Origin of the sequence: Corallococcus aberystwythensis (genome assembly GCF_003612165.1) — a bacterium.
Taxonomy (GTDB): domain Bacteria; phylum Myxococcota; class Myxococcia; order Myxococcales; family Myxococcaceae; genus Corallococcus; species Corallococcus aberystwythensis.
In genome coordinates this window covers 1-25,640 of sequence record NZ_RAWK01000144.1, presented here as the reverse complement: position 1 = coordinate 25,640, position 25,640 = coordinate 1, and the positions used below count along the sequence as shown (strand labels likewise).

Below are 25,640 nucleotides of genomic sequence, written 5' to 3'. Positions count from 1 at the left end.
CCCTTCGCATCCCGCCCGCCGCACGCACCTTTGTGGTCGGACGGAGGAGATGCCCGATGCGCGCGATGACCCGCGAGCCGCGACCGCTCGTGCTGTTTGATGGAGACTGCGGCTTCTGCAAGCGCTGGGTGGCACGCTGGCGCCAGGACACCGGGAGCCGGGTGCGCTTCGCCGCGGGAAGCGGATGGCTGCGCAAGATCCTCGGTATCTCCAGGAAGGACATGTCCCGGGCGATGCAGTTCGTGGAGCCGTCGGGGCGCCGCTCGGCCGGAGCAGAGGCTGTCTTCCGCATGCTCGCCTGGTCGCCCCGCTGGAGCACGCGTGCCGTGGCACGGCTGGGCCTGCTGCCCGGCATCCGCCACGCGGCGGGCGCGGTGTATTCGGTCGTCGCGCGCAACCGCCGCCGGGCATCGCGCTGGGACACGTGGCTGTTCAGCCGCGTGACGGAGCCCGCGGAGCACCGGCGGGTGCGCTGGGCCTTCATGCGGCTCTTGGGCGGCACCTTCTTCATTGCCTTCACGTCGCTGGGGAAGCAGGTGCTGGGGCTCTACGGGGAGAAGGGCATCCGTCCCATCCGCGACGTGGCGCAGTCCGAGCGCTATGCCGCGCAGGGCCGGTGGCGCCGTCCCAGCGTGTTCTGGACGGACGCGTCGGACGCGGCGCTGGTGCGGGGCTGCCGCGTGGGGCAGGGCCTGTCGCTGGCGCTGCTGTTCAACGTGGCCCCGCGCCTGAGCGCGGGCGCGCTGTGGGGCCTCTACCTGTCCTATGTGTCGCTGGGGCGCGAGTTCCTGTCGTTCCAGTGGGACGTGCTGCTCCTGGAGATGGGGCTTTTGGGCACGCTCACCGCGCCGGGCGGCGTGCGGCCCGGGCTGGGGAAGCGGGACGTGTCCGCGCTGGAGGTGTTCCTCTTCCGGATGCTCGTGTTCCGGCTCTACTTCGGGTCGGGCGTGAGCAAGTTCCACTCGGGCGACCGGACGTGGCGCGAGTTGAGCGCGTGCGACGTGTACTTCGAGACCGCGCCCCTGCCCACGCGCGGAGGCTGGGCCGCGCACCAGCTGCCCCGTCCGGTACGCCACGCGGGCACGGCGGCGGTGCTGGCGGCGGAGACAGCGGTGCCCTTCCTCGCCTTCGGTCCCCGGCGCGTGCGGCAGGCCGCCTTCGGTGTCTTCACTGCGTTGCAGGCGGCCATCATGACCACGGGCAACTACGGCTTCTTCAACGTCCAGTCGCTGGCCCTGGGGCTGTGGCTGCTGGACGACGCGGCCCTGCGGCGCGTGCTGCCGGAAGGCCTGTGGCGTGATGCCGGACCCGCGCGCAAGCCGTCGGTGCTGGGCACGGCGCTGTCCGCCGTCACGGCGGTGCCGGTGCTCACGCTGGGCACCGTGGAGCTGCTGCGCCGGATGGGTTGGTGGCCGCGCGGTCCGGAGCGCCTGGTGCGGGCGGTGGACTGGCTGGAGGACCGGATGGTGCCGCTGCACTCGGTGAACGCCTACGGCCTGTTCGCGGTGATGACCGTGGACCGGCCGGAGATCACCGTGGAGGGCTCGGACGACGGCGTGCACTGGGTGGCGTACCCGTTCCGCTACAAGACGTCGGCATTGGACCGGGCGCCGCGCCAGGTGGCCCCGCATCAGCCCCGGCTGGACTGGCAGATGTGGTTCGCCGCGCTGGGGTCCCCGCCCTCGTGGTTCCTGGCGCTGCTGGAGCGGCTGCTGGAGGGCTCGCCGGAGGTGCTGGGGCTCTTCGCGTCCAATCCCTTTCCGGACCGCCCGCCCCGGCTCGTCCGGGCGGTGCTCCACGACTACCGGATGACGTCCCGGGAGGAGCGCCAGCGCACCGGGGCCTGGTGGAAGCGCGAGCGGCGGGGGCTGTATGTGTCGCCGCTGACCCTCGCGCCCGGGTCCTCCGAGCAGGCGGGGCGGCTGACCTGGTACGTCTGAGCCGCGCCCCCGACCCACCTCGCCCGCGCCCGGTACGCCAGGACCCCACACGGGGGCGGAGCGCGAAGGGTTTCCGGGTTGAAAGCAAAGGGCCGGGGACTGGCGGGGGATGGGGATCGCTGGGTACGGTGCAAGGGCGATGGTGTCCGGTGCTTCCCCGTCTTCACTCATCTTCGGCAGGTACGCGGTGTTGCGCCGCGTGGCCGTGGGGGGCATGGGGGAGATCTTCCTGGCACGTCAGGTGGGCGTGAGCGGTTTCGAGCGCCCCGTCATCCTCAAGAGCCTGCTGCCGGACCTGCTGGAGAACGAGGGCTCGGTGGAGATGTTCCTCGACGAGGCCCGCGTCGCGGCGCACCTGAACCACCCGAACGTCGTCTCGCTGTACGAGGTCGGCGCGTGGCAGGGCACGTTCTACATCGCCATGGAGTACATCGAGGGCGAGAACCTGGGCCGCCTGGCGAAGGCCGCGCAGCGCGCCAGCACGCCGCTGCCCCACCGCGTCTGCGCGCAGATGATCCGCGACGCGGCGCTGGGGCTGGACCACGCGCACCACGCGCGCGACAGCCAGGGACAGTCGCTGGAGCTGGTGCACCGGGACATCAGCCCGCAGAACATCATGGTGCGCCTGGATGGCCTGACGAAGGTGGTGGACTTCGGCGTGGCCAAGGCGACCATCCGCGCCAGCCGCACGCGCACGGGCGTGCTCAAGGGCAAGCTGCGCTACATGTCGCCGGAGCAGGTGCGCAACGAGCCCGTCTCCGGCACCAGCGACCAGTTCGCGCTCGGCGTCGTGCTGTGGGAGCTGTGCACGCGCCGGCCGTTCATCGACACGGACAACCCCGCGGAGGCCATGCGGCGCATCGCGCTGGCGGCGGTGCCCCGGCCCTCGCAGTTCGTGGAGGGGCTGTCGCCGCTCCTGGAGCAGATCATCCTGCGCATGCTCCACCGCGCGCCCGCGCAGCGCTTCGCCCGGTGCGCCGACGTGGCGCGCGCGCTCCAGGCCTACCTGGATGAAGTGCCGGAGGCGCCGGGGGAGGGCGTCTCCGCGGTGGTGACGCGGCTGGTGGGGGACTCGGTGCACGCGCGGCTGCGCGACGCGGTCCCGGGCGAGCCCGGGCTGCCCCAGGCCCGCGAGCCCTCCAACGTGTCGTGTCCGCGCTGTGGCCAGTCCACCAGCGCGACCAACCGCTTCTGCCCCGCGTGCGGCAACTCGCTGACGCCCGCGGCCGGGGCCGCCGCGCCGGACCTGGCGAGGATGCCCGTGCTGCGCGAGCCGCCCGTGCACCTGGGCGACGAGGACCTCCCGGACGCGCCCACGGCCAAGGCACCCGCCCGCCGCGCCGACGGCGCCCTGCACGAGCCGCCCACCGATCCGACGATGGAGGTGCCCGCGCCGCTGGCCTCCGCCCTGACCGGGACGCCGTCCACCGGCGACGAGGACGACGGGCCCCCGGCCCTGGGAGACGAGGCCCCGGGCCCCACGGTGAAGATCCGCGCGATGGATGCGCAGGCGCAGATGCGCCGGCTCACGTTGCTCGTCATCGCGGGAGAGCCGGCCCACGAGGCCCGGCTGCGCGAGGCGGTGGCGCAGGCCGCGTCGCGCCACCACGTGGAGGCGGTGGCGTTGTCGGACACGCATTGGTGTTTGCCCTTCGGCCTGCCGCAGGCGCGTCCCGACGACGCGACGCGGGCGCTGAAGTGCGCGGAGGACCTGGGCAGCACCGGGGCCGGCGTGCGGCGCGGCCTGGAGTCCGGCGTGGTGCGCGTGAGCGTGGAGGCCGGGGCCCCCCGGCTGTCCGGCCTGGGACTGGAGCGGACGCAGGCGTTGGCGGACGCGGCGGCGGCAGGGGAGCTGCTCGTGGGCGCGTCGGTGAAGGCGCTGCTGGTGGAGGCGGGCGGGGTGCGCATCGGCGTGTCGCGCGAGCTGCCCGGCGGCACGGCGTGGCGGGTGGAGTCCGGTGCGCCCTCGGCCCGCGTGGATGTCCTGGTGGGGCGCGACGAGGCGCTGGCCCAGGCGCGGGCAGTGGTGGAATCCGCGCGCAAGGGCGAGGGCGGCGCGCGGCTCTTCGTGGGGCCCACGGGCGTGGGACGCAGCCGCTTCCTGGAGGCGGTGGCGGAGCTGGCCACGGGCCCCTCGCCGCGCGTGGTGTACGCGTGGGGCGGAGACCCCCGCTCCGCCGGAGCGCTGGGGCTGTGGCGCACGGTGTTCACCGCGCTGTCGCGGGCCGCGACGGGGGGAGACGCGTCGCCGCCGCCGCTGTCGGGCCTGGGCTTCTCCGAACCGGAGGCCGCGGCGCTCTGGCGGAGGCTGGCGCGGGGCGCTCCGGTGGGCGGACACCTGCCGGCCGGAGACGGCGCGGTGGTGGACGCGCTCCAGCACGTGGCGAAGCCGTCCGGCCTGCTGCTGCTGGTGGACGACGTGCACCGCGTGGACGGCCCGTCGCTGGAGCTGCTCGCGGGGCTGCTGGCGGCGAAGGACGCGCGCGTGGCGCTGGTGGCCACGGGTGACGTGGACGCGGTGCCCACGGCGCTGGCGTCCCTGCCCGTGACGGTGCTGGAGGGGCTGTCGCCGTCGGAGCTGAACGCGCTGCTCACCGCGAGCCTGGGCCTGGCCCTGTCACCGTCGCTGGAGCGGGCGGTGGCGGACCGGGTGCGAGGCAATCCCGCGCATGCGCTGGCGCTGGTGCGGCTGCTCGTGGCGGTGGGCGTGTTGCAGCGCACGGAGGGCGGCTTCCAGGCCAATGGCCCGCTGACCGCCGCGATGCTGCCGCAAGGTCTGGGGCAGGCCCTGGGCGCGCGGCTGGAGCTGCTGCCCGCCGCGTCGCTGCGCTTCCTCCAGCGGGCCGCGGTGGAGGGCTCGCTGTTCTCCGCGGAGCTGGTGCGCGCGTCGCTGACGGCCACGGACGGCGCGGAGGTGCTGGAGGACACGGAGTGGGTGGTGCCAGTGCCCGGGCAGCCCGGCGTCTTCCGCTTCACGCGCGAGGAGGCGCGGCAGGTGCTGCGCGAGCGCCTGTCCCCCGCCCAGCTGCGAGGCGCGCACCAGGAGCTGGCGGAGGCGCTGGAGCTGGTGGCGTTCGTGCAGGAGCCGGCCCGCGAGGTGCGGGTGGCGGACCACCTGCTGGGCGCGGATGCCGCCGGAGCGCCGGCCGCGTGCGAGCGGGCGGGAGACTGGTTCGCGGCGCGAGGCGAGTGGCGCGCGGCGGTGGACTTCTACCGCTGGGCCCTGGGCCGGTCGCCCGGCGCGACGGCGACGGTGGTGCGCTGGCAGCTGGACGTGCTCGCGCGCGCGGCGGGATGTCTCACGCACACGGACCCCGCCGCCGTGGACGGGCTGGTGACGCCGTGGCTGGACCGCGTGCCGGTGATGCAGATGCCCGGCCGGTGGGCGGAGGCCGCGCGGCGCCTGGCCGTCGCGGAGCTGAAGCTGGGGCGCGTGGATGACGCGGAGGTGCGTCTCAGCATGGCGCAGGGCGCCGCGGGCTCGGAGCCGGAGAGCGAGGCCCTGGTGCTGTGCGAGCTCGCGCGGGTGCGCGAGGCCAAGGGCGAGACGGCGGCGGCGGTGGAGCTGTTGGCGCGGGCCTTCCAGCGCATGGGGAACCGGACCCCGCACCTGGCGGACTTCTACTGGGAGAACTACCTGCTGCTGGGGCGGCTGCAGCAGCGGCTGGGGCAGCTGGACCGGGCGCGGGTGGCCTTCACGCGCGCGGTGGAGCAGGCGCGGTCGGTGGGCAGCGCGGTGGGCCAGGCGCGGGCGCTGTCGCAGCTCGCGGGCCTGCGGGTGCTCGCGGGCGAGCCGGGCCAGGCGCTGTCGGACCTGGAGCGCGCTCTTTCCCTGGCCGAGCAGGGCGGTGACGCGCAGGAAGCGGCGCGCATCCACTTCAACGCCGGGCGCCTGCTGGTGGCCGGAGGCCGGGTCCCGGACGCGCGCGGACGGCTGGAGCAGGCGAGGGAGCGCGCCCGGGTGGCGGGCTGGCGGGAGGGGGAGGCCCTGGCCGCGCAGGTGCTGGCGGCGATGGACGCCCGGACGCCGCGCCGCTGAAGTGGCTGGAAGTCGTCAGCAGGCGTGCAGGCTCACGGACTTCGGCGCGGGCGCTCGCGGTTTTCACGCCCGTCGAGTGGTCAGCCGGTAGACTCCGCCTCTCCTCACCGCCCCCCGTGCCTGCCTTCGTGAAGACGTCACGTCCACCGTCCCTTTCCCTGCTGGGTTTCCTCGCGCTGGGTGTCCTCGGTGCATGTGGACCGTCGCCCACGACCATCACCCTGGAGCAGCCCGAGCAGCGCTACCTGCGCACGCAGGGGCAGAACCTGCCGCTCAGCTACACGGTGTTGGACGCGGACGGGCGCAAGATGATGGACACGCGCCTGCGCTGGACCAGCTCCGCGCCGGAGGTCGCCTCCGTGCGGGAGGACGGCACGGTGGTGGCGCGCAAGTCCGGAAAGACCATCATCGGCGTGCAGGGCGGACGGGCGAAGGCGGCGCTGCCGTTGGACCTCACCATCCTCGCGTCGCTGGACGTCAGAGCGCCGGGCGCGGACTTCGTGGAGGTGGGGCGCACCATCAAGCTGCGCGTGGTGGCGCGCAACGAGTCCGGCCACGTCATCCCCGACGCGGAGCCCGCCTATCGCTCCAACAACGAGGCCGTGGCGCGCGTGGAGAACGGCGAGCTCATCGCCGCGTCCGCCGGCGTGGCCACCGTCATCGCGACGCTGGGGCACCTGAACCGCGCCATCGCCGTGCAGGTGGTGCCGCCGGACTTCGCCCGGCTGGGGCTGAACCTCACCTCGTACACCTTCAAGAAGAAGGGCCAGTCGGTGATGGTCCAGGCGCGCGCGTACAACCGCAACGGCGTGGCGCTGGAGAAGGTGCCGCTGGAGTGGTTCAGCTCCAACGCCGCCGTGGTGACGGTGTCGCCCGAAGGCCGCGTGACGGCCGTGGGCAAGGGCCGCGCGGTGGTGTCGGTGGTGGCCGGCCGTCGCCGCACCGCCGCGGACTTCATCGTCGAGTAGCGCTGTCCTTGAAGCCCGGGCCCGCCGCATGGGAGCGGCGGGCCACGGGGCTCAAGGCTTCTTCGAGGGCTTGGGCGCGGCGGGCTTGGGCGTGCCGCGCTTGCCGCCCTTCTTCTTGGACGCGGCCTCCACGTCATCCGGGCAGGGAGGGCGCGGGCCGTCGCTCGGCGGCTGGATGGTGAACTCGACGCGGCGGTTGAGGGCCATGCCCTCCTCCGTGGCGTTGTCGGCCAGGGGCATGCTGCGCCCGAAGCCCTGCGAGCACACGCGCTCCGCGGCGACGCCGGTCTCGATGAGGAAGCGCTTCACGCTGAAGGCGCGGCGCTTGGACAGCTCCAGGTTGTACTGGTCGCTGGCGCGCGAGTCCGTGTGCCCCTCGATGAGGATGCGGTCCATCTTCGGGTTCTCCTCCATCACCCGCGCGACCTCCTCCAGCACGGGATAGGACTCGGAGAGGATGACGTCCTGGTCGGTGGCGAAGTTCACCTGCTCCAGGATGACGATCTTGTTCCCCGACGTGCGCGCGAGCGGACAGCCGTCGCGGCCGCGCTTGCCCTGCGGGACGTCCGGGCACTTGTCGATGCGGTCCACCACGCCGTCGGAGTCCGCGTCGGTGTCCGGGCAGCCGGCGTTCTCCACCGGGCCCTCGAGGTTGGGGCAGCGGTCGCGCTCGCCAATGACGCCGTCGTTGTCGGGGTCCACGGGCGGCGGGGGCGGCTCGGGCGGCTCCTTGAAGCGCTCGATGGCCTCCCACTCGCGCGTCTTGGCGGGCACCCAGATGATGGACGTGAAGAAGCTCAGGTTCGGCGACGCCAGGGAACAGCCGCAGCCCAGGCCACCGCCGAAGGTGAAGGTGACACCCAGCGAGCTGTACCAGCGCAGGCCGATGAGCAGCTCCGCGGGAATCTGGCGCTCCTGGCCGGGAGCCTTCTTGAGGCCGACCGCGCCATTCACCATGCCCAGCGCGGTGATGCCGCTGCCGCGCAAGAGAGGCACCTCCGTGCCCAGGCCGAACGGCGCCATGTCTCCCAGCTGCACGCCGCTGAAGATGACGTCCGGCCGCTTCCAGAAGCCGCCGTTGAAGGCGAGGAGGATGCCGGACTCGAAGCGGTAGTCGAGCACCAGGCCCGGCGCCCAGGTGAGCTCGCCGTCGCCCGCGAAGGCCTCCTGCACGCCGGTGGGGAAGGAGACGTTGAGCGTGAGCGCGGCGCCCCAGCCATGGCCTTCCGCGGAGCGGCGGAAGCCAGGAACGGCCACCTTGCCCATGAGGCGCAGGTCGCCCAGGGCGAAGCTCTCCACGGGCCCTTCGGTGCCGATGACCTCCAGGTTCTGGCCGCCCTGCAAGAGCACGAGCGGCATGTCCACGCCGACCTCGAACCAGTCGAAGAGGCCGACGGTGGCCATGACGTCCAGCTGGAGCCGGTTGCCCACGAGGCTGATGGAGCCCAGGTCTCCGTCCTTGGGGACGAGGGAGAGCGGGTTGAGGGAGTAGCTGAAGTAGGGCCCGGCGGAGACGGACAGGTGCGACAGGGGCCGGGACTGGGTGACCATCACCAGGTCCTGCGGCGCGCCGGAGGGGCGGAAGACCTGGATGTTGAAGCGCGGATCCGGCGCGGCGTGGGCGGCGGTGGACAGCGCGAGGCCCAGCAGCAGCGGGAGGAGCAGCGTGCGGGAGGGCTTCATCGGACGCGGCGGGTGGAGCGCAGGAAGAGGAAGCCCAGGGCGAGGGTGACCAGCATGGCGGTGCTGCCGGTGGGGGTGTCCTCGGCGGTGGTGCCGCAGCAGAAGGCGCCGCCCTGCGGTTCAGTGCCGGGCTTGCGGCGGCCGCGTTCGCACTGCTGGGTTTCGGCGGAGCAGAACTCGACGCCCAGGCAGTCGCCGCTGTCGGTGCAGGTTTCGAGGCAGGTGTTGGTGCTGACGTCGCAGGTGCCACCGCAGGGACAGTGGGCGTCGGCGAAGCACTCGACGCACGAGGCGCCGTCGCACACGGTGCCTTGCTCGCATGTCACGGCGCAGGCGCCGGTGGTGGAGCAGGTGCGGGTGGTGGGGTCGCAGGTGCCGCTGCCGCAATCGGAGTCGTTGACGCAGCCCACGCACACGCTGTTCTGCACGGTGCCGTCGGAGAGGCAGAACGGGGTGTCCTCGCCGCAGGAGTCGCAGCGCGGGCCGCAGCGCTTGTCGGTGGTGCAGGAGCTGCACTCACCGCTGACGCAGGTCTGGCCGTCGCCGCATTCCAGGTCGTTGCGGCACTGGACGCAGACCTCGCCGTCGAGACAGTAGGGGCGCTCGCCAGGGCACTTGGAGCAGCCGGGGCCGCAGCGGTCGGAGGTGTTGCACTCCGGAACGGAGTCGACGCAGGTGCCGTTCAGGGGGTCGCAGCGCTGGCCGTTGGAGCACTGGCTGTCGGTGGTGCACTCGACGCAGGAGGGCGGAGCGCCAGGGGTGGGCGCGGCGCACTGGGTGCCATTGGGGCAGCAGTTGCAGGAGTTGCCGGCGCAGGCGTCGTTGGTGTTGCAGGGCGTGCAGACGTGGTTGGAGCACGACTCGCCGCGGTCGCATTGGGTGTCTTCGTTGCACTCGACGCAGGAGTTCGCGGTGAGGTCGCAGACCTGGCTGCCGGGGCACTCCGCGTCGGAGGTGCACTGGACGCAGGTGAAGTTCGGTTCGTCGCAGACCCGGCCGGAGCCGCAGTCGGAGTCGCGGACGCAGCCGGTACACACGTTGGTGGCGGTGTCACAGCGGCCCGTGGCGCAGTCACTGTTCTGGGTGCACGCGACGCAGGCGAACTGGCCGTTGACCTGGGCGCAGATGGGCGCGGTGGGGCCGCACGGTGAGCACGTGTCTCCGCAAAGGAGGTTCGTGTCACAGGGTGCGCAGAGCGCAGCGGAGTTGCAGTAGTAGGACGGACCGCATGTGCCGTTGCCGGGCTGATTGGCGAACTGGCGGTTGCACTGAACGCACTGGTCCAGGTTGTCCGGGAACGACGGCCGACCGGTTTCAGTCTGGAAGAGCTGCGCCGGCTGGACCAAGGAGAATCCAGCGGAGTTAAGCGGGACGACGGGAATTTGGTTCGCGGGACGGTCAAAGTCCGTGAATGTGCCATCCAGCACAGCGAACTCCAGTGCCGCATGCTCCACGATCTGCACGTAGAGCAACTCCAGCGGATAGAGTCCGGATTGAGTGAAGGTGACGGAGTTGGTAGTGCGCCGTGTTGGCGCTCCGATTTGCGGTGGCCGGATGACAACGTCGTAGCGGCGATTGACTTTGTCGAACAGGACGAAGCTGATGGCGTCGTCGGCGTAGAATCCGAAGTGCAAGCTTCGGCCGACCATGTCCTGGGTGACGTTCAGGTAGCCGCGAAAACGCGAAACGAAATTCGTCGTCGAATCGTTGTAGTGGAAAGGGCAGCCGCCCTGGGCGCAGCCCGAGACCACATTGATGAAGTCGCCATAGCTCAGCACGCGACCGTCATTCAGGTTGTTCGATAGGTCGAACGTGGAGCGCAATACGGAGGTCATGCGCGTTGCGCGGTTCGCCTCCATGTGTGCGTTCATACCTTCGAGATAGCCCGTTTGACTTGTGGGGAAGTCCTCCGCTGGTCTCGTCCACACGCTGGACGCCATGCAGATCCCCGTGCCGACATCGTTGACCGGAGAGGGCGCTGATGGAGGCCCGTCCACCACCACCGCCGGAAGCTTCTGTGCCACGGCAGGCGCGCTCGCGAGGCACACGGCGAGCAGGGACAACGCGGCATACGCGCGGAGGGGGCGGGGAGCAGTGCGCAAAGCGGGCGCAGCCTTACAGATTAAGTTGAGGTTCTCAACCTTCCGCCCACGTCCCGAGTCCCTGTGTCTGAATGCGACCTCCAGGGTCTTCTGTCCCTCCGCTTCGCAATCAATCCGGACAGCGTGCAAAACAGGAAACCGTCACACGCGACGGCAGTCCACGTCCCCGTCCTGCGACCGGATGAACGCCGCGGCGAGTTCGTTGCCGAGGGCCGCGCACAGCACCTCGAACGTGCGCCGCCGCGCCCCGCCGAAGAAGCCCGGCTGCCGGGCCAGCGTCTCCGGGTGACGCACGAAGACGTTGTATCCGAGGATGCACCCGTCCGCGCGCAGCACGGTGATGCCGTCCGTGGCCATCATGCCGCGCAGGAGCTGCGCGGTCGCCCGCACCGCCGACGCCGCACTGCCGTCCTGGGCCGTGTGATGCCGGTCCAGCAGAGACACCACGTCCATGGGCCGCGGTAACAGGATGCCGTCCACGAACAGCGCCGAACCCGCGCGCTCCCGGGGCAGCACCGCCACCAGCGTGCCGTGCGAGGACTGCATCACCTCGAACAGCACCCGCCGGAAGAAGCCTCGCGCGTACTCACGGCTGGAGGGCAGGACCTGCTCGGTCACCGCGCTCGCCAGCGTGTCCAGCACCACCGAGGGCGGCTCCAGGTCGACGCGTGCACCGGACAGGTACACGTGCCGGCACAGCCCACCGCCTCCGCGCAGCTCGAGGATGTTGTCCGCCAGTTGCAACACGCCCACCACGCGCGCCCCCCGGTCCGGCGCGTGCCGCAGGCGCTCCAGCGGCGTCTCCGCCATGGGGAACGGGTCGGTCCGGAAGATGCCGTAGGTGAGGCCCGCGGAGTCGCGCACCAGGTACAGCGCCCACCAGCGTCCCTGTCCCAGCGGCGCGCACTGCTTGAGCGCCCGCTGGATGGTGGCGCGGTTGCGAGGCCCCGAACCGAGCGGAATCGGGTCGTGCCCGCCCAGCAGCTCCATCATCGCGCCCAGGTCGTCGCCCAGGAACGCGGTGGGGAACAGCAGCGCGCCCTCCTCGCGGTAGCGCGACAGCGTCACCAGCAGCTCGCTCAGCGCATCCGCCGTCTGCGGACAGGTCATGTCCGCCTCGTCGAGGAACGCACTGACGGACTCGGTCAGCAGGTGACGAAACGACAGGATGAGAGGTGAACCCGCCTCCGGGCCCGGACCGGTCATGGCGGGTCCAGCATGACGCATCAATGGCGACGAGGCACGAAGTCTCGCCTCCCTCCCGGAGGCGGGGGCCCGTCGGGAACCGGCCGCCTACTCCGCCGCCCGCCGTGCCGTCTCCAGGGTGCTCGCGGTGCGCAGCCAGGCTTCCGCCTGGGTATCCAGGTGGGACAACAGGTCCGCGAAGAAGCGGGCCTCCATCGCCTTCGCCAGAGTGGCCCCGTGCGCGTCCGCCCACTTGCGTGTCACCGTCGCGCGCACCTGGGCGCCCAGCAGGTCCACGAAGCGCTCCAGGAGCGGCGTGGACAGCAGCGTCCCCGCCCACACCACCGCGTCATGGCCCAGGCCGCCGGTGGCCACCGTCACCACCGCCGCCGCGCCGGACGGCACCGAGTACACCAGCGTGGTGAGCGCCTGGAGCAGCTCCTCGCGCATGCCGCCCTGCAGCTCGCTTCCCACCAACTGGCGGCAGAAGTCATACAGCGTCGCCCGGTCCGCCGCGTGCGCGTGCAGCGCGTCCAGGTCCAGCGGCGCATCCAGCCGGCCGAGCATCGCGGGCCCGAACGCCTGCGCCAGCTTCTCCCGGGTCTCCGCGTCCCCGCGCCACGCGGCCACCTCCGGCGCGAAGGCATCCACCAGCCTGCGCAGCCCGTCCTTCAGCGAGTCATCCACCGCCTGCGAGGGCAGCGCTTCATGGGGCTGGGGTCCGGTGAAGGACTCGCGCACCTTGCGGCTCACGAACGTGAGCGCCGTGGCGAGCCCCCGGAACGGCAGGCGCACGTACCGGTGGAAGGTGCTGCGCGCGTCCAGTTCGTCGCGGAACGCATCCACCAGCACGTCCGCGGGCACGGCCTTCAGCGCCGCCTGCGCGCCAATGCCTTGCAGGTCATGTCTCAGCCGCAGCCGCAGCCGCTCCGGCTCGCGGGCCGCGCGCGTCGCCGCCCGAGCCACCGCGTCCAGCTCCGAGCGCGCATCCGACAGCGAGGCCTCCAGCGCGCGCGCCTTCAGCTCGCGCGCATGCTCCGCCTGTCCCAGCAGCGCGGCGAGCGGCGGCCGTCCGTCCAGCGCCTCCGTGGCCAGCGGCTTCAACCCCGCCTCCACGTCCGGCTGGTGCGGCGCCAGGTAGCGCGCGAGCGGTGGATGGCCCACGTCCTGGGCCAGCTTGTCCAGGTGGCCGCGCGCCACGTCCTCGCGCGTGGCCTCGTTGTAGATGAGCAGGTAGGGCTTGCCGTGGCCCACCGCCGCGCGCAGGAAGTCCACCAGCGCCGCGTTCTGGTACGTCTGCCGGCTCACCACGAACACCAGCACGTCCACCGTGACGAGCAGCGCCTCGGCTCGCTCCCGGTTGTCGCGGTACACGCTGTCGAAGTCGGGCGTGTCCATCACCAGCAGCCCGCGCGGCACCGCGTCCGACAGCACCAGGTACAGCCGGCCCGGAGGCCCGGCCTCGTCCACGGGCGCCACCGTGCCGTCGGCCACGGGGACGATGTCGTAGCGCTGGGTGAGCACGTCCTTCAGCGCGCCCGTCCACGTCTCCGGGTTCGCCGCGGCCAGGCACTGCTTCGTGAGTCCGCCCTCGGGGCGCGCGGGGGACAGGGACGCCTTCGCCAGCGCGTTGAAGAGCGTGGACTTCCCGACGTTGTTGGGCCCGGCGATGGCCACGAGGAGCAGCGGGGCGTCGTCGGCGCCGGAGCCCAGGCGGGGCAGCAGATCGCGGCGCAGGCGTTCGGCCAGGCGGCGGGCGACGTCGGCTTCGGCGCTGTCGGGGAAGCGCTCGGAGGCGGGCAGGGCGTCCAGGGCGGACGCGAGGGCGGTGCGCAGTGCGCGAGGGTCCTTCATGGGCATAGGGGCCACGCGCAAGACAGCACGCACGCCGCGCGGTGCCCAGCCAAGTGTGCACACACTGTCCACCGGGGACACCCCCGGAGAGGCGCGATAGGGTGCGCCGCATGCGCTCCCTCCTCGCCTGCCTGCTCCTGTCGGGGTCCATCGCCTGCACGGCCTCGCACACCAACGCGCCCGCGCCGGCCGAGTCCCATGCCGAAGGCCCGCTGCCCTTCATCCCGGACGATTACGCCCGCGCGCTCGCGGACGCGAAGGCGAAGGGCGTGCCCCTGTTCGTCGACACCTGGGCGCCGTGGTGTCACACCTGCCGCTCCATGCGCGCGTATGTCTTCACGGACAAGGCGCTGGCGAAGCACGCGGACCGCTTCGTGTGGCTGGAGCTCAACACCGACCTGACCCAGAACGCGACGTTCCAGGAGAAGTACCCGGTGGAGTTCTGGCCCACCTTCTTCATCATCGACCCGCGCGAGGAGAAGGCCCTGCTGCGCTTCGCCGGCAGCGCCACGGTGCCGCAGTTGGAGCGCCTCTTCGAGGACGGCGAGCGCGCCTACCAGGGCGGTGCCACTGGCGCGGAAGCGCTGCTCGCCCGGGGCGATGCCCTCTACGGTGAGCGCAAGCCCGCGGAGGCCGCCGAGGCCCTGTCGCTCGCGCTCGCGGAGGCCCCCGCGGACTGGTCCCGCCGGGGCCGCGCGCTGGAGTCACTGCTGATGGCGCAGTACGGGGCGAAGCAGTACGTGCCCTGCGCGCAGAAGGCCGTGGTGGAGCTGCCCCGGGTGCCGCGCTCGCTCAACCTGGCCAACGGCGTCCTCAACGGCCTCTCCTGCGCGCTGGCCATCCCCGAGGGCACTCCCGAGGCCGCGGACCTGCGGCACACGCTGGAGGCGAAGGTGCGCGAGGTGCTCGCGCCGCCCGCCATCGACATGGAGGCGGATGACCGCTCCGGCCTGTACGAGGTGCTGGTGGAGGCACGCAAGCAGGACAAGGACACGGCGGGCGCGAAGCAGGTGGCCCAGGAGTGGCTGACGTTCCTGGAGGGCGAGGCCGCGAAGGCGCCCAACCCCGAGGCGCGCAGCGTGTTCGATTCGCACCGCATGCTCGCGGCGATGACGCTGGAGCAGCCGCAGCGGGCCATCCCCGCGCTGGAGCAGAGCGAGAAGGACCTGCCGCAGGACTACAACCCGCCCGCGCGGCTCGCGACGCTGTACCGCCTGTCGGGCCGGCTCGACGACGCGCTCGCCGCGAGCGACCGGGCCCTGGCGCGGGTGCAGGGCGCGCGGCGGCTGTCCGTCCTCTCCGGCCGCGCGGACATCCAGGTCGCGCGCAAGGACACGGCGGGCGCGGTGAAGACGCTGGAGGAGGCGCTGACCTTCGCGAAGACGCTGCCCGCCGCGCAGGTGTCGCCGCGCCAGGTGGAGTCGCTGGAGAAGAAGCTCGCCGGCCTCAAGTCGCCCGCCGCCGTCCCGGGCGCGGCGCCGTAGTCATCCGTCCCGCATCCTTCGCGCGTGCCGTGCATGCGGCACGCGTGAACCGTCACGAAGCCCGCGATACCGCGCGACGGGCGTCCAGATCGAACAGCTCGAAGTCCTCCGCGCGGCCCTCGCGCATGGCGCCGTCGGTGAAGACCATCACCGCCTCACCCGGCCCCGTCACCGGCGGCGGACCGTGCGCGTAGTCCACGCGCGTCCCATCCATCACCAGATGCCGCAGCACCCCGTCGCGCACGGGACCGGGTGACACCAGCTCCCGCACCCGCTTGTCGCGCGTGTGGCCCACCACCTGGGCTAGCCCCAGCGGCAGCCGCCGGGGATCGAACCTGCGCCGGGGTGTCCCCCGCACGCGCTCCGCGTCCTCCGCGGCAAGGCTGGGACGCTGGTAGAAGATGCCCAGCCCCTCGCCATCCTTCGCGTTGCCCGGATGGTGCAGCCCCGGCAGTACGAGCGGCCCGTCCTTCCAAGCCGCCACCGCCCGGTCCATCACGCCGTTGAGCGCCTCCGCCACCGCGCGTGCCTCCGCCCACCGCCCGGGCTCCAGCCCCACGACCTGCAAATCCTCACGCGTGACGCCCGCGTGCAGCACCAGCAGCGAATCCCCGGCCGCGTGCGCCACGCGGAACCGCCGTGCCCGCAGCAGGTGCTCCACCCACTCGCGCTGCTCCCCGGTCCACGTGCTGAAGTCCCGCGCCGCCAGCTCCACGCTCGGCAGTGCAGGCCAGCGCTGGAGGAAGGCCCGCTCCGCCGCCGCATCGGTGTCGTCCCCCGCGTAGACCCGGTCCGCCTCCACCTGCGCGGCGCGGAAGGTCGCATCGGTGAAGTCCGCCATTTCTCCCACGCGCCCCAGGTCGTGGTTGCCCAGGAGCATCACCGCCTGGTCCGCCGGATGGGACGCGAGCCACGCCACCAGCCGCAGCGCGCTCCGGGCCACTCGCTCCCGGTCGGCCGCGGGACCCCAGTCGAAGTAGTCGCCCACGGACACCAGGCACACGTCCGGGCGCAGCCCTCCATCCCCGTCCAGCAGCCCGTGAAGCGCGAGGATGGACAGCACCCGGTCGAAGTCCGCCTGCGGGTCCCCCATCGCCACGTGCAGCGTGCGGCGCTGGCCATCCGCCGCCAGCGCGTGCGGCCCCTTCGCCAGAGCCGCGTCGGCGCGAGCCAGCGCCTTCCTCAAGAGCCCGTCGTCCATCCCTCCATCCTAGTCACGCCCGGGGCGGTGCCCACCGGCGTATCAGGACTGGAAGAAGCGCGAGATGAGCGCGGAGCGGCTCTCCACCTGCGCCTTGTTCAAGAGGTGCGTGACGTGCACCTCCACCGTGCGCTCGGCGCAGCCCAGGTGCAGGGCGATGGCCTTGTTCGTCTCCCCCTGCACCACGTGCTCCAGCACCTGCGCCTCGCGAGCGGTGAGCCCCCAGCGCTGGACCAGCACCGGCAGGCGCGACGTCGGCTCCATCGGCGGTCCGGGGTCCAGCACCAGGTAGTGGTCCGGCAGCCCCTGCGTGCGCAGCGGCCCGGAGGAGAACAGCGGCCCCGCGCCCGGCGGGCTCCGCAGACACTCGCGCACCTGCGTCGTCAGCGCCTGGGAGTCCTGCTCCCACCGCGCCTGCCCCGCCTTGTTCGCGTGCATCACCCGGCCGCTGAACGTGACGACCCACGCGGGCCGCCCCAGCACCTCCAGCGCCGCGCCCAGGGCCGGACCCAGGAGGCCCGCCTCGCGCAGCCGCCGGTCCAGGGCCATCCGCCGCTGGATGGCGGGCGTCAGCGCCTGGAGCAGCCGCTGCTCCCGCTCCGTGAAGGGCTCGGCCCGGAAGGCGCCCACCCAGCCCAGCATCATGTCGCCTTCGCACACCAGCACCCGCAGCTGGGCCAGCTGCTCCAATCCCAGTCGCCGGTACAGCTGGGCGGTGGGCCCGGAGAGCTGCGTCCGCGCGACCTCCCACTCCGCCTCGGTCAATCCCAGCCGCTCCCACAGCGGCCCCTGGCCCTCGCCGGTGATGGGCAGGGCCCGCAGGGTCTCCGAGAGCCCCAGCGGCGAGAAGCGCATCGCCCGGTTGCGCTGGGCCAGCGGCGGCCGCGCGGGATCGAAATAGCCGAAGCGGTTCCCCGCCGGCGGCAGGGAGGCGTCGAAGGCCTCCGTCAGGACCGAGGGCGGCTGGGGGAAGCCCACGCCGTGCACGAACGCCGTGTGATAGCGGTCCGGGCCAACATCCACGCCATAGGCCGCCGTCCGCTCCGCGCGCAGGGCGCTGCGAAGCGTGGCAAGGACCGTCGGCAGGGCGTCGGAGCCAGGCTCCATCCCCTCCAGCAGGCCCTCCAGCTCCTGCAAGAGGCGTTGGTCCTCGGAAATCAAATCAATCACGATTTGCTTACTATAGCCGCTGGAGCCAATTGGAAGACTTGTGAGGTCGGGAGTGGAATCAGTGCTTCTTCCGCCTGTCCAGGTGGGAAGTGAATTCCTGCCCCCGAGTCGTTTAGGACTCGCGTGATTTCCTCAATAGAAATGACTTTCGGCCGACGGCACCATGGCATTCCGTGCCCTTCCGGGGGGGTGGGCCGACCCAGGAGTCGAAGCATCCGTGTGCGCGCGCGCCGGGCGTTCCCCCAGGAATGTCCGGCGCGCTGCCCCTTTCTCCGGCGCCTCCCTCCCTCCTGTCCAGCACCCCACGCCCCGGGTACTCGCTGGCCCTGGACATGACGGGGTGCGGCGATGATGACCGCTCCTTTCGACCCCGCGCCCGGAGGCCTCCACATGCCGCGTGACTACGCCTGGTACGCCCGGGCCCTGGAGGGGCGGCGGTTGCCCCTGGCCTTCGCGGACGTGGACCTCCTGGATGAGAACGCGGCGGCGCTGCTGCGGCGCGCGGGGGGCATGCCCGTGCGGGTGGCCACGAAGTCGGTGCGGTGTGTCGCGTTGCTGCGGCGCGTGCTCGACGGGCATCCCGGCTTCCAGGGCCTCATGTGCTTCAGCGCCGACGAGGCCGTGCGCCTGCGCGAGCGCGGCTTTAGCGACCTGCTCATGGGCTACCCCGTCGTGGAGGCCGAGGCCCTGGCGGAGCTGTGCCGGCCGCCAGCGCCCGTGACGTTGATGGTGGACTCCGCCGAGCACGTGGCGCTCGCGGCCCGGGCGGCCCGGCGGCACGGGACGCGTGCTCCGCTGTGCCTGGACGTGGACCTGTCCGTGGACCTGCCGGGCCTGCGCTTCGGGGTGCACCGCTCGCCGGTGCGCTCGCCGGAGGACGCGCTGGCGGTGGCGAAAAGCATCGTGGCGGAAGGGGACGCCGTGTTCCTCGCGGGCGTCATGGGCTACGAGGCGCAGCTCGCGGGCGTGCCGGACGCGGCTGCGCACGCGGGGGCGAAGAACGTGGTCATCCGCGCGCTCAAGCGGGCGTCCGTGGGCCGCGTGCACGCGCGCAGGCAGGCCGTGGTGGCCGCGCTGAAGGACGCGGGCTTCACACCGCGCTTCGTGAACGGCGGGGGCACCGGCAGCCTGGAGTCCACGCGCGAGGACGCGAGCGTCACCGAGCTCACCGCGGGCAGCGGCCTGTACTCGCCCGCGCTCTTCGACGGCTACCGCGGCTTCCACCACCAGCCCGCGGTGGCGTTCGCCATCCCCGTCACGCGGCGTCCCGGTCCGGGCCTCTTCACGTTGCAGGGCGGAGGCTATGTGGCCTCCGGCTCGGCGGGCGTGGACAAGCTGCCCGTGCCCTACCTGCCCGAGGGCGCGAAGCTGCTCCCGCTGGAAGGCGCGGGCGAGGTGCAGACGCCCATCGCGTACACGGGCCCGGTGCCGCTGCCCCTGGGCGCACCGGTGTTCTTCCGGCACGCGAAGGCGGGCGAGGTGTGCGAGCACTTCCGCACGCTGCTGCTCATCTCCGGGGGCCGTGTCGTGGATGAGGTTCCGACCTACCGGGGTGAATGGGGGTGACGGCATGACGGCCGAGGCGGCGAAGACGAAGACGTGGCGCAACTGGTCCGGCGCGGTGGTGGCACATCCGTCCGCCTTCCTCCAACCGGAGTCCGTGGACGCCCTGAAGGCCGCGCTCCGTGACGCCAGTGCCCAGGCTCGCACCGTGCGCGTGGTGGGCAGCGGCCACTCCTTCCCGCCGCTGTGCGCGACGGACGAGACGATGGTGTCGCTCGAGGCGCTCCACGGCCTGGAGTCCGTGGACGCTGGCGCGCGCGAGGCCGTGGTGTGGGCGGGCACGAGCCTGCGCGAGCTGGGGACGCTGCTCGCGTCGCACGGCCTGGCGATGGAGAACCTGGGCGACATCAACAAGCAGTCGCTGGGCGGCGCGCTGGGCACGGGCACGCACGGGACCGGTGTCGGGCTGGGCATCCTCTCCACGCAGGCGGCGGCGATGACGCTCGTCACGGCGGGCGGGGACGAGGTGTCGTGCTCGGAGGACGCGTCGCCGGAGCTGCTCCAGGCCGCGCGCGTGTCGCTGGGCGCGCTGGGCGTGGTGACGCGGGTGCGGCTGCGGCTGCTGCCCGCGTACCGGCTGCGGCTGACGCGGCGGAACCTGGCGCTGGAGGAGTGCCTGGCCGGGCTGGATGAAGCCCGCGCGCGCCACCGGCACTACGAGTTCTTCTGGTTCCCGCACTCCGACCGGGTGATGACGAAGGCGATGGACCTCACGGACGAGCCCCCGCACGGGGTGGGCGTGGGGCGCTGGCTCAACGAGATGGTGATGGAGAACGCGGTCTTCGGCGCGGTGAGCCGCGCGTGCCGGATGCGGCCCTCCCTGTGCGCCCCCGTGAGCCGGCTGTCCGCGAAGCTGGCGTCGGAGGGCGTGCTGGCGGGGCAGAGCCACACGCTGTTCGCCACGCCGCGCCTCGTGCGCTTCCAGGAGATGGAATACGGCGTGCCGGTGGAGCGCGGGCCGGACTGTCTGCGCGAGCTGTCCGAATACATCACGCGCGAGCAGCTGCCCGTGCACTTCCCGGTGGAGTACCGCTTCGTGCGCGGCGACGACGTGTTCCTCAGTCCGGCGCACGGCGGGGACCGCGCGTTCATCGCGGTGCATCAGTACCAGGGCATGCCGCTGGAACCCTACTTCTCCGGCGCGGAGGCCATCTTCCGCAACCACGGCGGCCGGCCGCACTGGGGCAAGCTGCACACGCAGACCGCGGCGACGCTGAAACACCTGTATCCCCGCTGGGACGACTTCCAGCGCGTGCGCGAGCAGCTGGACCCGCAGGGGCGCTTCCTCAACCCCTATCTGAGACGTCTCTTCCTGGAGGAGGGCGCGAAGCCCGCGACGCACCCCCGGGCCTGATTTTCGCGCCGTAGCGCGTCAGACGATCCACCAACCTCCCGATAATGCACAATCCAGGGCCCGGCATGCGGTTGGCTAGGGCACTGGCTGGCGCCAGGCCCGGTGGCGCCCTTTCGAGGGGGATGGATGCGGACGAAGTCTTCATGGAAGCGCGTGGCGACGGCATCGATGCTGATGCTCGCCGTGGGGTGTCGCACGCCTTCCGCGGGCTTGAGGGCCGCGGGCGCGTCGGACTCGGGCAACTCGTCGGACTCGGGCGCCTCCAGCCAGGGTGACTCCAGCCAGTCGGACTCGGGCGCCTCCAGCCAGGGCGATTCGAGCCAGGGCGACTCCAGCAAATCCGACTCGGGCAACTCCAGCGGTGGGGATTCGAGCCAGTCGGAATCCAATGGCTCCAGCGACGAGGGCTCCAGCGAGTCGGGCTCGGGTGAATCCAGCGACTCGGACTCGGGCAACTCCAGCAAGGGCGACTCCAGCAAGTCGGACTCGGGGGACTCCTCCGGCTCCAGTGACACCAGCTCCGACTCCAGTGAGAGCAGCTCCGACTCCAGCGAGAGCAGCAACGACTCCAGCGAGCACAGCAACGCGGGCACCAGCGAGTCGAACCAGGTGGATCAGGGCGACGACTCACGCACGCGCAGCGAGAGCAGCAATGGCCGCGAGGATCAGCTCCTGTCGACGGCCACGGTGGCGCTGACGGTGATGGGCCTGGGCATCGTCATCTGGCAGTCGTACGAGCACTCCGCGCGGCGCAAGGGCCGGCGGCCTTCGCCGAAGGAGGTGGGCCACGCGGCCCAGGTGTACCTGCGGGCCCGCACGCACCAACTGCGAGAGGACCTGGCGCTGGGCGCGGGACCGACGGTGGACGACCTGGCGCAGGCGGCGCGCATCCGCCGTGAGAACCTGGACGTCTTCGGCAAGCTCTTGCGGACGCACCGCCAGGAGCTGCTGAAGATGGCGGACGCGAAGACGCTGACGCCCGAGCGGGCCCGCGCGTGGCTGGAGCGCGTGGGAGCGCTGGCGCGCACCGAGCCGCGACTCGAAGAGGACCGGCAGGCCTTCATCCTGGAAGAAGGAGGGGCGGCCCAAGCGGCCGAGGCCCTCCAGTGAAGCCCCGCCCCGCCTGGCTGGGATGGCTCACGGTGCTGCTGTTGCCCGTGAGCTCGCCGGCCGAGGAACCCCTGGGCCACCTCGCGGTGCCTGCGTTCTTGAACCGGGCCCCGGAGGACCTCCTGGCCGCGCGGGTCGCGGCACTGGAGGCCACGGCGGGCATCCGCTTGCGAGGCGCCGCGGCGCGGGATGCCGCCCTGGTTTCGGACGTGGAAGCGGGGCTCGCCGCCCTGCCTCCCGCGATGCGCCGTTCCCCCGGGGGCCGGCTGGAGTTCGTGCTCCATCCGGAGTCCGCACCGCTGGGCCTGGGCGACGGCACGAAGGCCCGTCCCGAATGGTCGGAGCAGCGCGAGCAGTTCCACCTCTACCGCTACGTTCCTTCCGAGGATCGCCGGGCCACGCTGCGCCTGTCGCGCCTCACCGACACGGAGGCCGAGCACCTGTGGCGCCGCCGCGCCGTGGTGCATGCGGTGATGCAGCGCTGGGACGACGCGCGCGGCTGGAGCAAGCGTCCCCAGTGGCGAAGGCTGGACGGGTGGCTGCTCCCCTTCGAGCGCCCCCTCACGTGGAAGGAGTCCGCGAGCATCACCTACGCGGGCGCCTTCAGCCGCGCCCGGGGGCAGGCCAGCGCTGCGCTGGACCTCGTCACCTTCGCGGAGGAGCTGTTCATTCCCGTGGAGTCCCTGCGCCCGGACGCGCTGCCCGTGGATGATCAGGTGCGCTGTCAGGAGCTGTCCAAGACGCGAGCCGTATCCGGGTTCCTCACGGAAGCGCGCCTGGGCACCGTGCCCGCGAGGGGAGACTGCCCGGCCTTCGACGCCTGGGCGGAAGCGGACGCGCTCTCCCACCTGGAGGTCCTGCTCGTCGCGGCCACGGGCCGGCAGCCCCAGTCCCTCTTCGGTCACCTCCTCCTGCGACCGGTCTGGCGTGAGGGCGCCACGGTGCAGGGCCCCGGCTTCGAGCGTGTCGTGCAGCTGGTGGCGCTCACCGGCATGGAGGAGAAGGGCCTGAGCTACCTGATGAAGGGAATGACGGGCGGCTACAGCACCGTCTTCCTCACGGGCACCCTGGGCGACGTCACCCACGAATCGCTGGAGCTGGAGCAGCGCACCATCCGCCGCTTCCGGCTGAACCTCACGCCCGGCGAATCCCAGCGCATGCTGGAGCGCATCTGGGAGCTCGAGCGTCGCGGCTACCTGGGCTACTACTTCTTCACCGACAACTGCGCCGCCGCGCTCCTCTTCCTCCTCAACGGCGCGCTGGAGAACGGCCGTCACGTGAGCGCCCCCGGCATGCTGTGGGTCCTGCCCACCGCCACGCTGGACACGCTGGCGAAGACAAACGTCGTGGACGCCAACGGGCGCACGGTGCCGCTCCTGGAGCACCTCCCGGACGCCTTCGAATCCACGGGCGACCGCGCCCGGCGCGCGCTGGTGGAGCAGGAGCGGCTGCTCACGAAGCTGGCCTCCCTGCTTCCGCCCGACGCCCTCGCGCCCCTGCGCCAGGTGCACCGCCGCCTCGAGTCTCCCGAGCCCGGCGTCCGCCGGAAGGCCTACGAATACCTGCCCCGCGCCGTGACGGTGGCGCTCGATGCCGCGCCGTCTGGCGCGCGCGCCGAGACCCGCGATGCCCTGCACGCCTACGTGGCGCACGCGGTGCGGGTGGAACGCGCGGCCGTGGACCAGGCCGAAGCGGAGAAGCTCGCCATCGAACGCGAGCGCCTCATCGCGCTCGACCTGAAGGGGGAGGGCGCCGCCGCCCAGGGCGTCAAGGAACGGCAGCGCCTCTTCGAGCGTGAGGACGCCATGCAGCGCAAGCTCGCGGTGCTCGACCGCACGGCCCTGCTCCAGCAGGCCCTGGACACCGCCACCAAGCGCCTGCCCACCCCTGACGAACTCAAGGCCCTGGTCCGCGCCGAGCACACCGAAGCCGCCTTCGCCGCGGCCACCGAAGCGCAGGGCGCGCTCAACGACGGAGTGCTCGCGGACGTGGATCCACGCGCCTTCCTCGCGAAGGACCACCAGCAGAAGATGGAAGCGGAGACCACCTGGGCCCGGGGCGCGCTGCGTGAATCCGGCGCGGCCCGCACGGTGGTGAGCGGCGGCGTGGACTTCCCGGAAGTGGGCGCCGCGCGGCCGGTGGTGAGCCTGCGCACCTCCGCGATGAACGAGGCCCTGGGGGACGCGCGCCTGCACGGCTTCCAGTCCAGCAGCGAACTGCGCGTGCTGGACGGTGAGCTGTCGGTGGAGCCCCGCTGGGGCGTGCCGCGCATCCTCGGCTCACGCGTGACGCTGGTGGGCTACCGCACGCTGATGCCGGAACTGCCCCAGCAGCAACGGTCGTTCTCCGGCTCGCTGGGCTGGGGCGCGGAGGCGAGGATGTCCACGGAGACCGACCGCCCCTTGCCCTACCGCGCGACGGTGGAGGCGGAGGCGCTGGGCGTCGTGGCGGCCTCGGAGCGCTTCGACACCTTCCTCGCGGTGGGGTTGGGCGCCCAGGCCACGATGGCCTGGAGCCCCTTCGAGACGGTCCCGACCATCGGGCCCCGTCTGTCATTGGCCCATCGCACGGGCCTGCCCGGACCGGGCAACAGCGCGCTGCGATTGGAGGCCACGTACGTGCCCTCGTGGCGCACGGGCATCACGCCGGGTTTCACGCACGAGGCGGACGCGACGCTCCAGGTGGAGTGGTACCTGGGGCGCGTCGCCCGCTGGAGTGTGCTGCTCACTCCCCGCGCACAGGTCCACTGGGAGGGGACACTCGCGTCGTGGGCAGGTCCCGGGAGAAGTCTCGCGAGCCTTCCGGAAGGGCTGGCGCGACATCGCCTTGCGCTAGGAGTGGAGCTCCGCTGACGCGCGGCGAGAGGACGATGGCAGCTCACCGCTGAACACCGGACGGCTGTAAGCTCCGCAGAGGGCTCCGATGAACAGGCCGATGGCATGCAGCATCGTCCAGTTCAGCCAGCCCAGGCCGTAGAAGACGCGCACGCCGCCCACACTGAAGACGTTGAAGCCCACGTACAACGTGGCGGGCACCACCACCGAGGCGATGAGCGCGGCGGCCAGGGCCCGGAGAGGGCGTCCCGCATGGAAGCCGCCGAACACGCCCCCGAACAGGCCGTTGAGCAGCGGGATGAAGAACGTGACGCCGCTCATGAGCACCATGGTCAACACGCTCACGTCGAACCGGTTGTGCCTCCAGACGATGCGGCTCTCCTCCACACGCACGTCGGGAGGCAGTTCCTCGTACCTGACCTGCTCGTCCCTCAGTTGAAGGCGGCGTGTTGAATTCGTGATGCGATCCGGGTCGTCCGTATAGGTCTCATCCATGGGGCATTGGCCTCCGTACGGGCGGGGGAAGGACGGTGCCCGGACACCTTGTGAGATGGTGCTGGAAGCGGGCGGGTGGAAGGGCTGACGGCTCCACCGGTCCTTGGGAGGGAGAGCGCACGCCGCGCCTGCCCGCCGGGAATTTCGCGACCCGGCGTGGGGCGGATGCCATACCTGGGGGCCGTGACGCACCGGAGACTTGGCGTCCGGTGGCTGGCGGCTATGCTGCCGCGCCTCTGCCGTACCGCTTCCCAGCCTGGATGGATTCCATGAGCCTTCGCCGCAACCTGCTGACCGTCGCCCTTCTTTCCACCGCGCTGCTGTCCGCCTGCGCCCTGCGCCCGCGCTACAACGACATCGTGCAGGCGAACAGCGCCGCCGGGCTCCAGGAGAACCAGCTCGTGGTGCTGCGCGTGACGGACGCCGCGACGGGCAAGCCGGTGAAGGGCGCCAAGGTGCTCGGCGGCGAGTACCGCAACCACCTCAACGCCGTCAGCGACGAGAACGGCGAGTTCTCCCTCAAGCTCGACCCGGGCCTGGTGAAGGAGAACCCGCTGGTGGAGGTCGTGCTGCCCAAGGGCGTGAGCCGCTACAAGCTCCAGGTGGTGCCCTCCGGTCAGGCCCCCGCGCCCGAAGGTGAGCCCATCACCACCCCCGC

16 protein-coding genes are annotated in these 25,640 nt (G+C 72.1%); 9 read left to right on the top strand and 7 right to left on the bottom strand.

The genetic code is table 11. The annotated features are described in order from the left end of the window. The first annotated feature begins 56 nt into the window (after nt 1-56). The 3 genes from D7W81_RS23350 to D7W81_RS23340 all read left to right on the top strand — a co-directional run bounded on the left by D7W81_RS23350 (nt 57) and on the right by D7W81_RS23340 (nt 6,947). Nucleotides 57-1,940, top strand: a complete 1,884-nt coding sequence (locus tag D7W81_RS23350) for a lipase maturation factor family protein (RefSeq protein ID WP_120557607.1) — start codon at nt 57-59, stop codon at nt 1,938-1,940. A gap of 109 nt (nt 1,941-2,049) precedes the next feature. After that, on the top strand, nt 2,050-5,979 hold the full coding sequence (locus D7W81_RS23345) for a serine/threonine-protein kinase (RefSeq protein WP_244227376.1): 3,930 nt from the start codon (nt 2,050-2,052) through the stop codon (nt 5,977-5,979). Nucleotides 5,980-6,107: 128 nt separating this feature from the next. Next, nucleotides 6,108-6,947 carry an Ig-like domain-containing protein gene (locus D7W81_RS23340; RefSeq protein ID WP_120557612.1) on the top strand — a complete coding sequence of 280 codons (840 nt, stop codon included), beginning with the start codon at nt 6,108-6,110 and terminating at the stop codon, nt 6,945-6,947. A gap of 51 nt (nt 6,948-6,998) precedes the next feature. On the opposite strand, the gene traB is transcribed toward D7W81_RS23340, so the two are convergent. The 4 genes from traB to D7W81_RS23320 form a co-directional block, all read right to left on the bottom strand. Further along, on the bottom strand, nt 6,999-8,630 hold the full coding sequence (traB, locus tag D7W81_RS23335; protein ID WP_120557605.1) for an outer membrane exchange protein TraB: 1,632 nt from the start codon (nt 8,628-8,630) through the stop codon (nt 6,999-7,001). Continuing rightward, nucleotides 8,627-10,687: an outer membrane exchange protein TraA gene (gene traA, locus D7W81_RS23330; RefSeq protein ID WP_120557611.1), complete on the bottom strand. Its 2,061-nt coding sequence runs from the start codon at nt 10,685-10,687 to the stop codon at nt 8,627-8,629. Before traA ends, traB begins: the two co-directional genes overlap by 4 nt. A gap of 186 nt (nt 10,688-10,873) precedes the next feature. Beyond that, nucleotides 10,874-11,938 (bottom strand): hypothetical protein, encoded by a 1,065-nt coding sequence (locus D7W81_RS23325; RefSeq protein WP_120557604.1) that lies wholly within the window; start codon nt 11,936-11,938, stop codon nt 10,874-10,876. 87 nt (nt 11,939-12,025) lie between these two features. Continuing rightward, nucleotides 12,026-13,771 (bottom strand): GTPase, encoded by a 1,746-nt coding sequence (locus D7W81_RS23320; protein ID WP_120557610.1) that lies wholly within the window; start codon nt 13,769-13,771, stop codon nt 12,026-12,028. A gap of 110 nt (nt 13,772-13,881) precedes the next feature. Between D7W81_RS23320 and D7W81_RS23315 the strand changes: the two genes are divergently transcribed. Next, nucleotides 13,882-15,255 (top strand): thioredoxin family protein, encoded by a 1,374-nt coding sequence (locus D7W81_RS23315; RefSeq protein WP_120557603.1) that lies wholly within the window; start codon nt 13,882-13,884, stop codon nt 15,253-15,255. Between the two features lie 52 nt (nt 15,256-15,307). Here the strand turns inward: D7W81_RS23315 and D7W81_RS23310 are convergent, their stop codons facing one another. Next, a complete protein-coding gene (locus tag D7W81_RS23310) occupies nt 15,308-16,456 on the bottom strand; it encodes a metallophosphoesterase (protein WP_120557602.1) in 1,149 nt (382 codons plus the stop codon). 42 nt (nt 16,457-16,498) lie between these two features. Further along, a complete protein-coding gene (locus D7W81_RS23305; RefSeq protein WP_167508090.1) occupies nt 16,499-17,626 on the bottom strand; it encodes a helix-turn-helix transcriptional regulator in 1,128 nt (375 codons plus the stop codon). A gap of 348 nt (nt 17,627-17,974) precedes the next feature. On the opposite strand from D7W81_RS23305, the gene D7W81_RS23300 reads away from it, so the two are divergent. The 4 genes from D7W81_RS23300 (at nt 17,975) to D7W81_RS23285 (ending at nt 24,505) form a co-directional block, all read left to right on the top strand. Next, on the top strand, nt 17,975-19,192 hold the full coding sequence (locus D7W81_RS23300; protein ID WP_244227375.1) for an alanine racemase: 1,218 nt from the start codon (nt 17,975-17,977) through the stop codon (nt 19,190-19,192). 4 nt (nt 19,193-19,196) lie between these two features. After that, nucleotides 19,197-20,543, top strand: a complete 1,347-nt coding sequence (locus D7W81_RS23295) for a D-arabinono-1,4-lactone oxidase (RefSeq protein ID WP_120557600.1) — start codon at nt 19,197-19,199, stop codon at nt 20,541-20,543. 126 nt (nt 20,544-20,669) lie between these two features. After that, complete coding sequence (locus D7W81_RS43590) at nt 20,670-21,653, top strand: hypothetical protein (RefSeq protein ID WP_244227374.1); 984 nt, start codon at nt 20,670-20,672, stop codon at nt 21,651-21,653. Then, nucleotides 21,650-24,505, top strand: a complete 2,856-nt coding sequence (locus D7W81_RS23285; RefSeq protein ID WP_120557599.1) for an Lnb N-terminal periplasmic domain-containing protein — start codon at nt 21,650-21,652, stop codon at nt 24,503-24,505. Before D7W81_RS43590 ends, D7W81_RS23285 begins: the two co-directional genes overlap by 4 nt. On the opposite strand, the gene D7W81_RS23280 is transcribed toward D7W81_RS23285, so the two are convergent. Next, entirely contained in the window at nt 24,485-24,982 is a 498-nt protein-coding gene (locus D7W81_RS23280) for a hypothetical protein (protein ID WP_120557598.1), read from the bottom strand. The two genes, D7W81_RS23285 and D7W81_RS23280, sit on opposite strands and share 21 nt — an antisense overlap. A gap of 269 nt (nt 24,983-25,251) precedes the next feature. Here D7W81_RS23280 and D7W81_RS23275 point away from each other — a divergent pair. Further along, nucleotides 25,252-25,640 (top strand): hypothetical protein (locus D7W81_RS23275; RefSeq protein ID WP_120557597.1); only part of this gene is annotated, 389 nt, incomplete at its 3' end.

Excerpts from the sequence above, each read along its gene's own strand:
- D7W81_RS23350 (WP_120557607.1), top strand. The coding sequence starts at position 57 with ATGCGCGCGATGACCCGCGAGCCGCGACCGCTCGTGCTGTTTGATGGA.
- D7W81_RS23345 (WP_244227376.1), top strand. The coding sequence starts at position 2,050 with ATGGGGATCGCTGGGTACGGTGCAAGGGCGATGGTGTCCGGTGCTTCC.
- traB (WP_120557605.1), bottom strand. The coding sequence starts at position 8,630 with ATGAAGCCCTCCCGCACGCTGCTCCTCCCGCTGCTGCTGGGCCTCGCG.
- D7W81_RS23325 (WP_120557604.1), bottom strand. The coding sequence starts at position 11,938 with ATGACCGGTCCGGGCCCGGAGGCGGGTTCACCTCTCATCCTGTCGTTT.
- D7W81_RS23320 (WP_120557610.1), bottom strand. The coding sequence starts at position 13,771 with ATGAAGGACCCTCGCGCACTGCGCACCGCCCTCGCGTCCGCCCTGGAC.
- D7W81_RS23315 (WP_120557603.1), top strand. The coding sequence starts at position 13,882 with ATGCGCTCCCTCCTCGCCTGCCTGCTCCTGTCGGGGTCCATCGCCTGC.
- D7W81_RS23310 (WP_120557602.1), bottom strand. The coding sequence starts at position 16,456 with ATGGACGACGGGCTCTTGAGGAAGGCGCTGGCTCGCGCCGACGCGGCT.
- D7W81_RS23300 (WP_244227375.1), top strand. The coding sequence starts at position 17,975 with ATGATGACCGCTCCTTTCGACCCCGCGCCCGGAGGCCTCCACATGCCG.
- D7W81_RS23295 (WP_120557600.1), top strand. The coding sequence starts at position 19,197 with ATGACGGCCGAGGCGGCGAAGACGAAGACGTGGCGCAACTGGTCCGGC.
- D7W81_RS43590 (WP_244227374.1), top strand. The coding sequence starts at position 20,670 with ATGCGGACGAAGTCTTCATGGAAGCGCGTGGCGACGGCATCGATGCTG.
- D7W81_RS23280 (WP_120557598.1), bottom strand. The coding sequence starts at position 24,982 with ATGGATGAGACCTATACGGACGACCCGGATCGCATCACGAATTCAACA.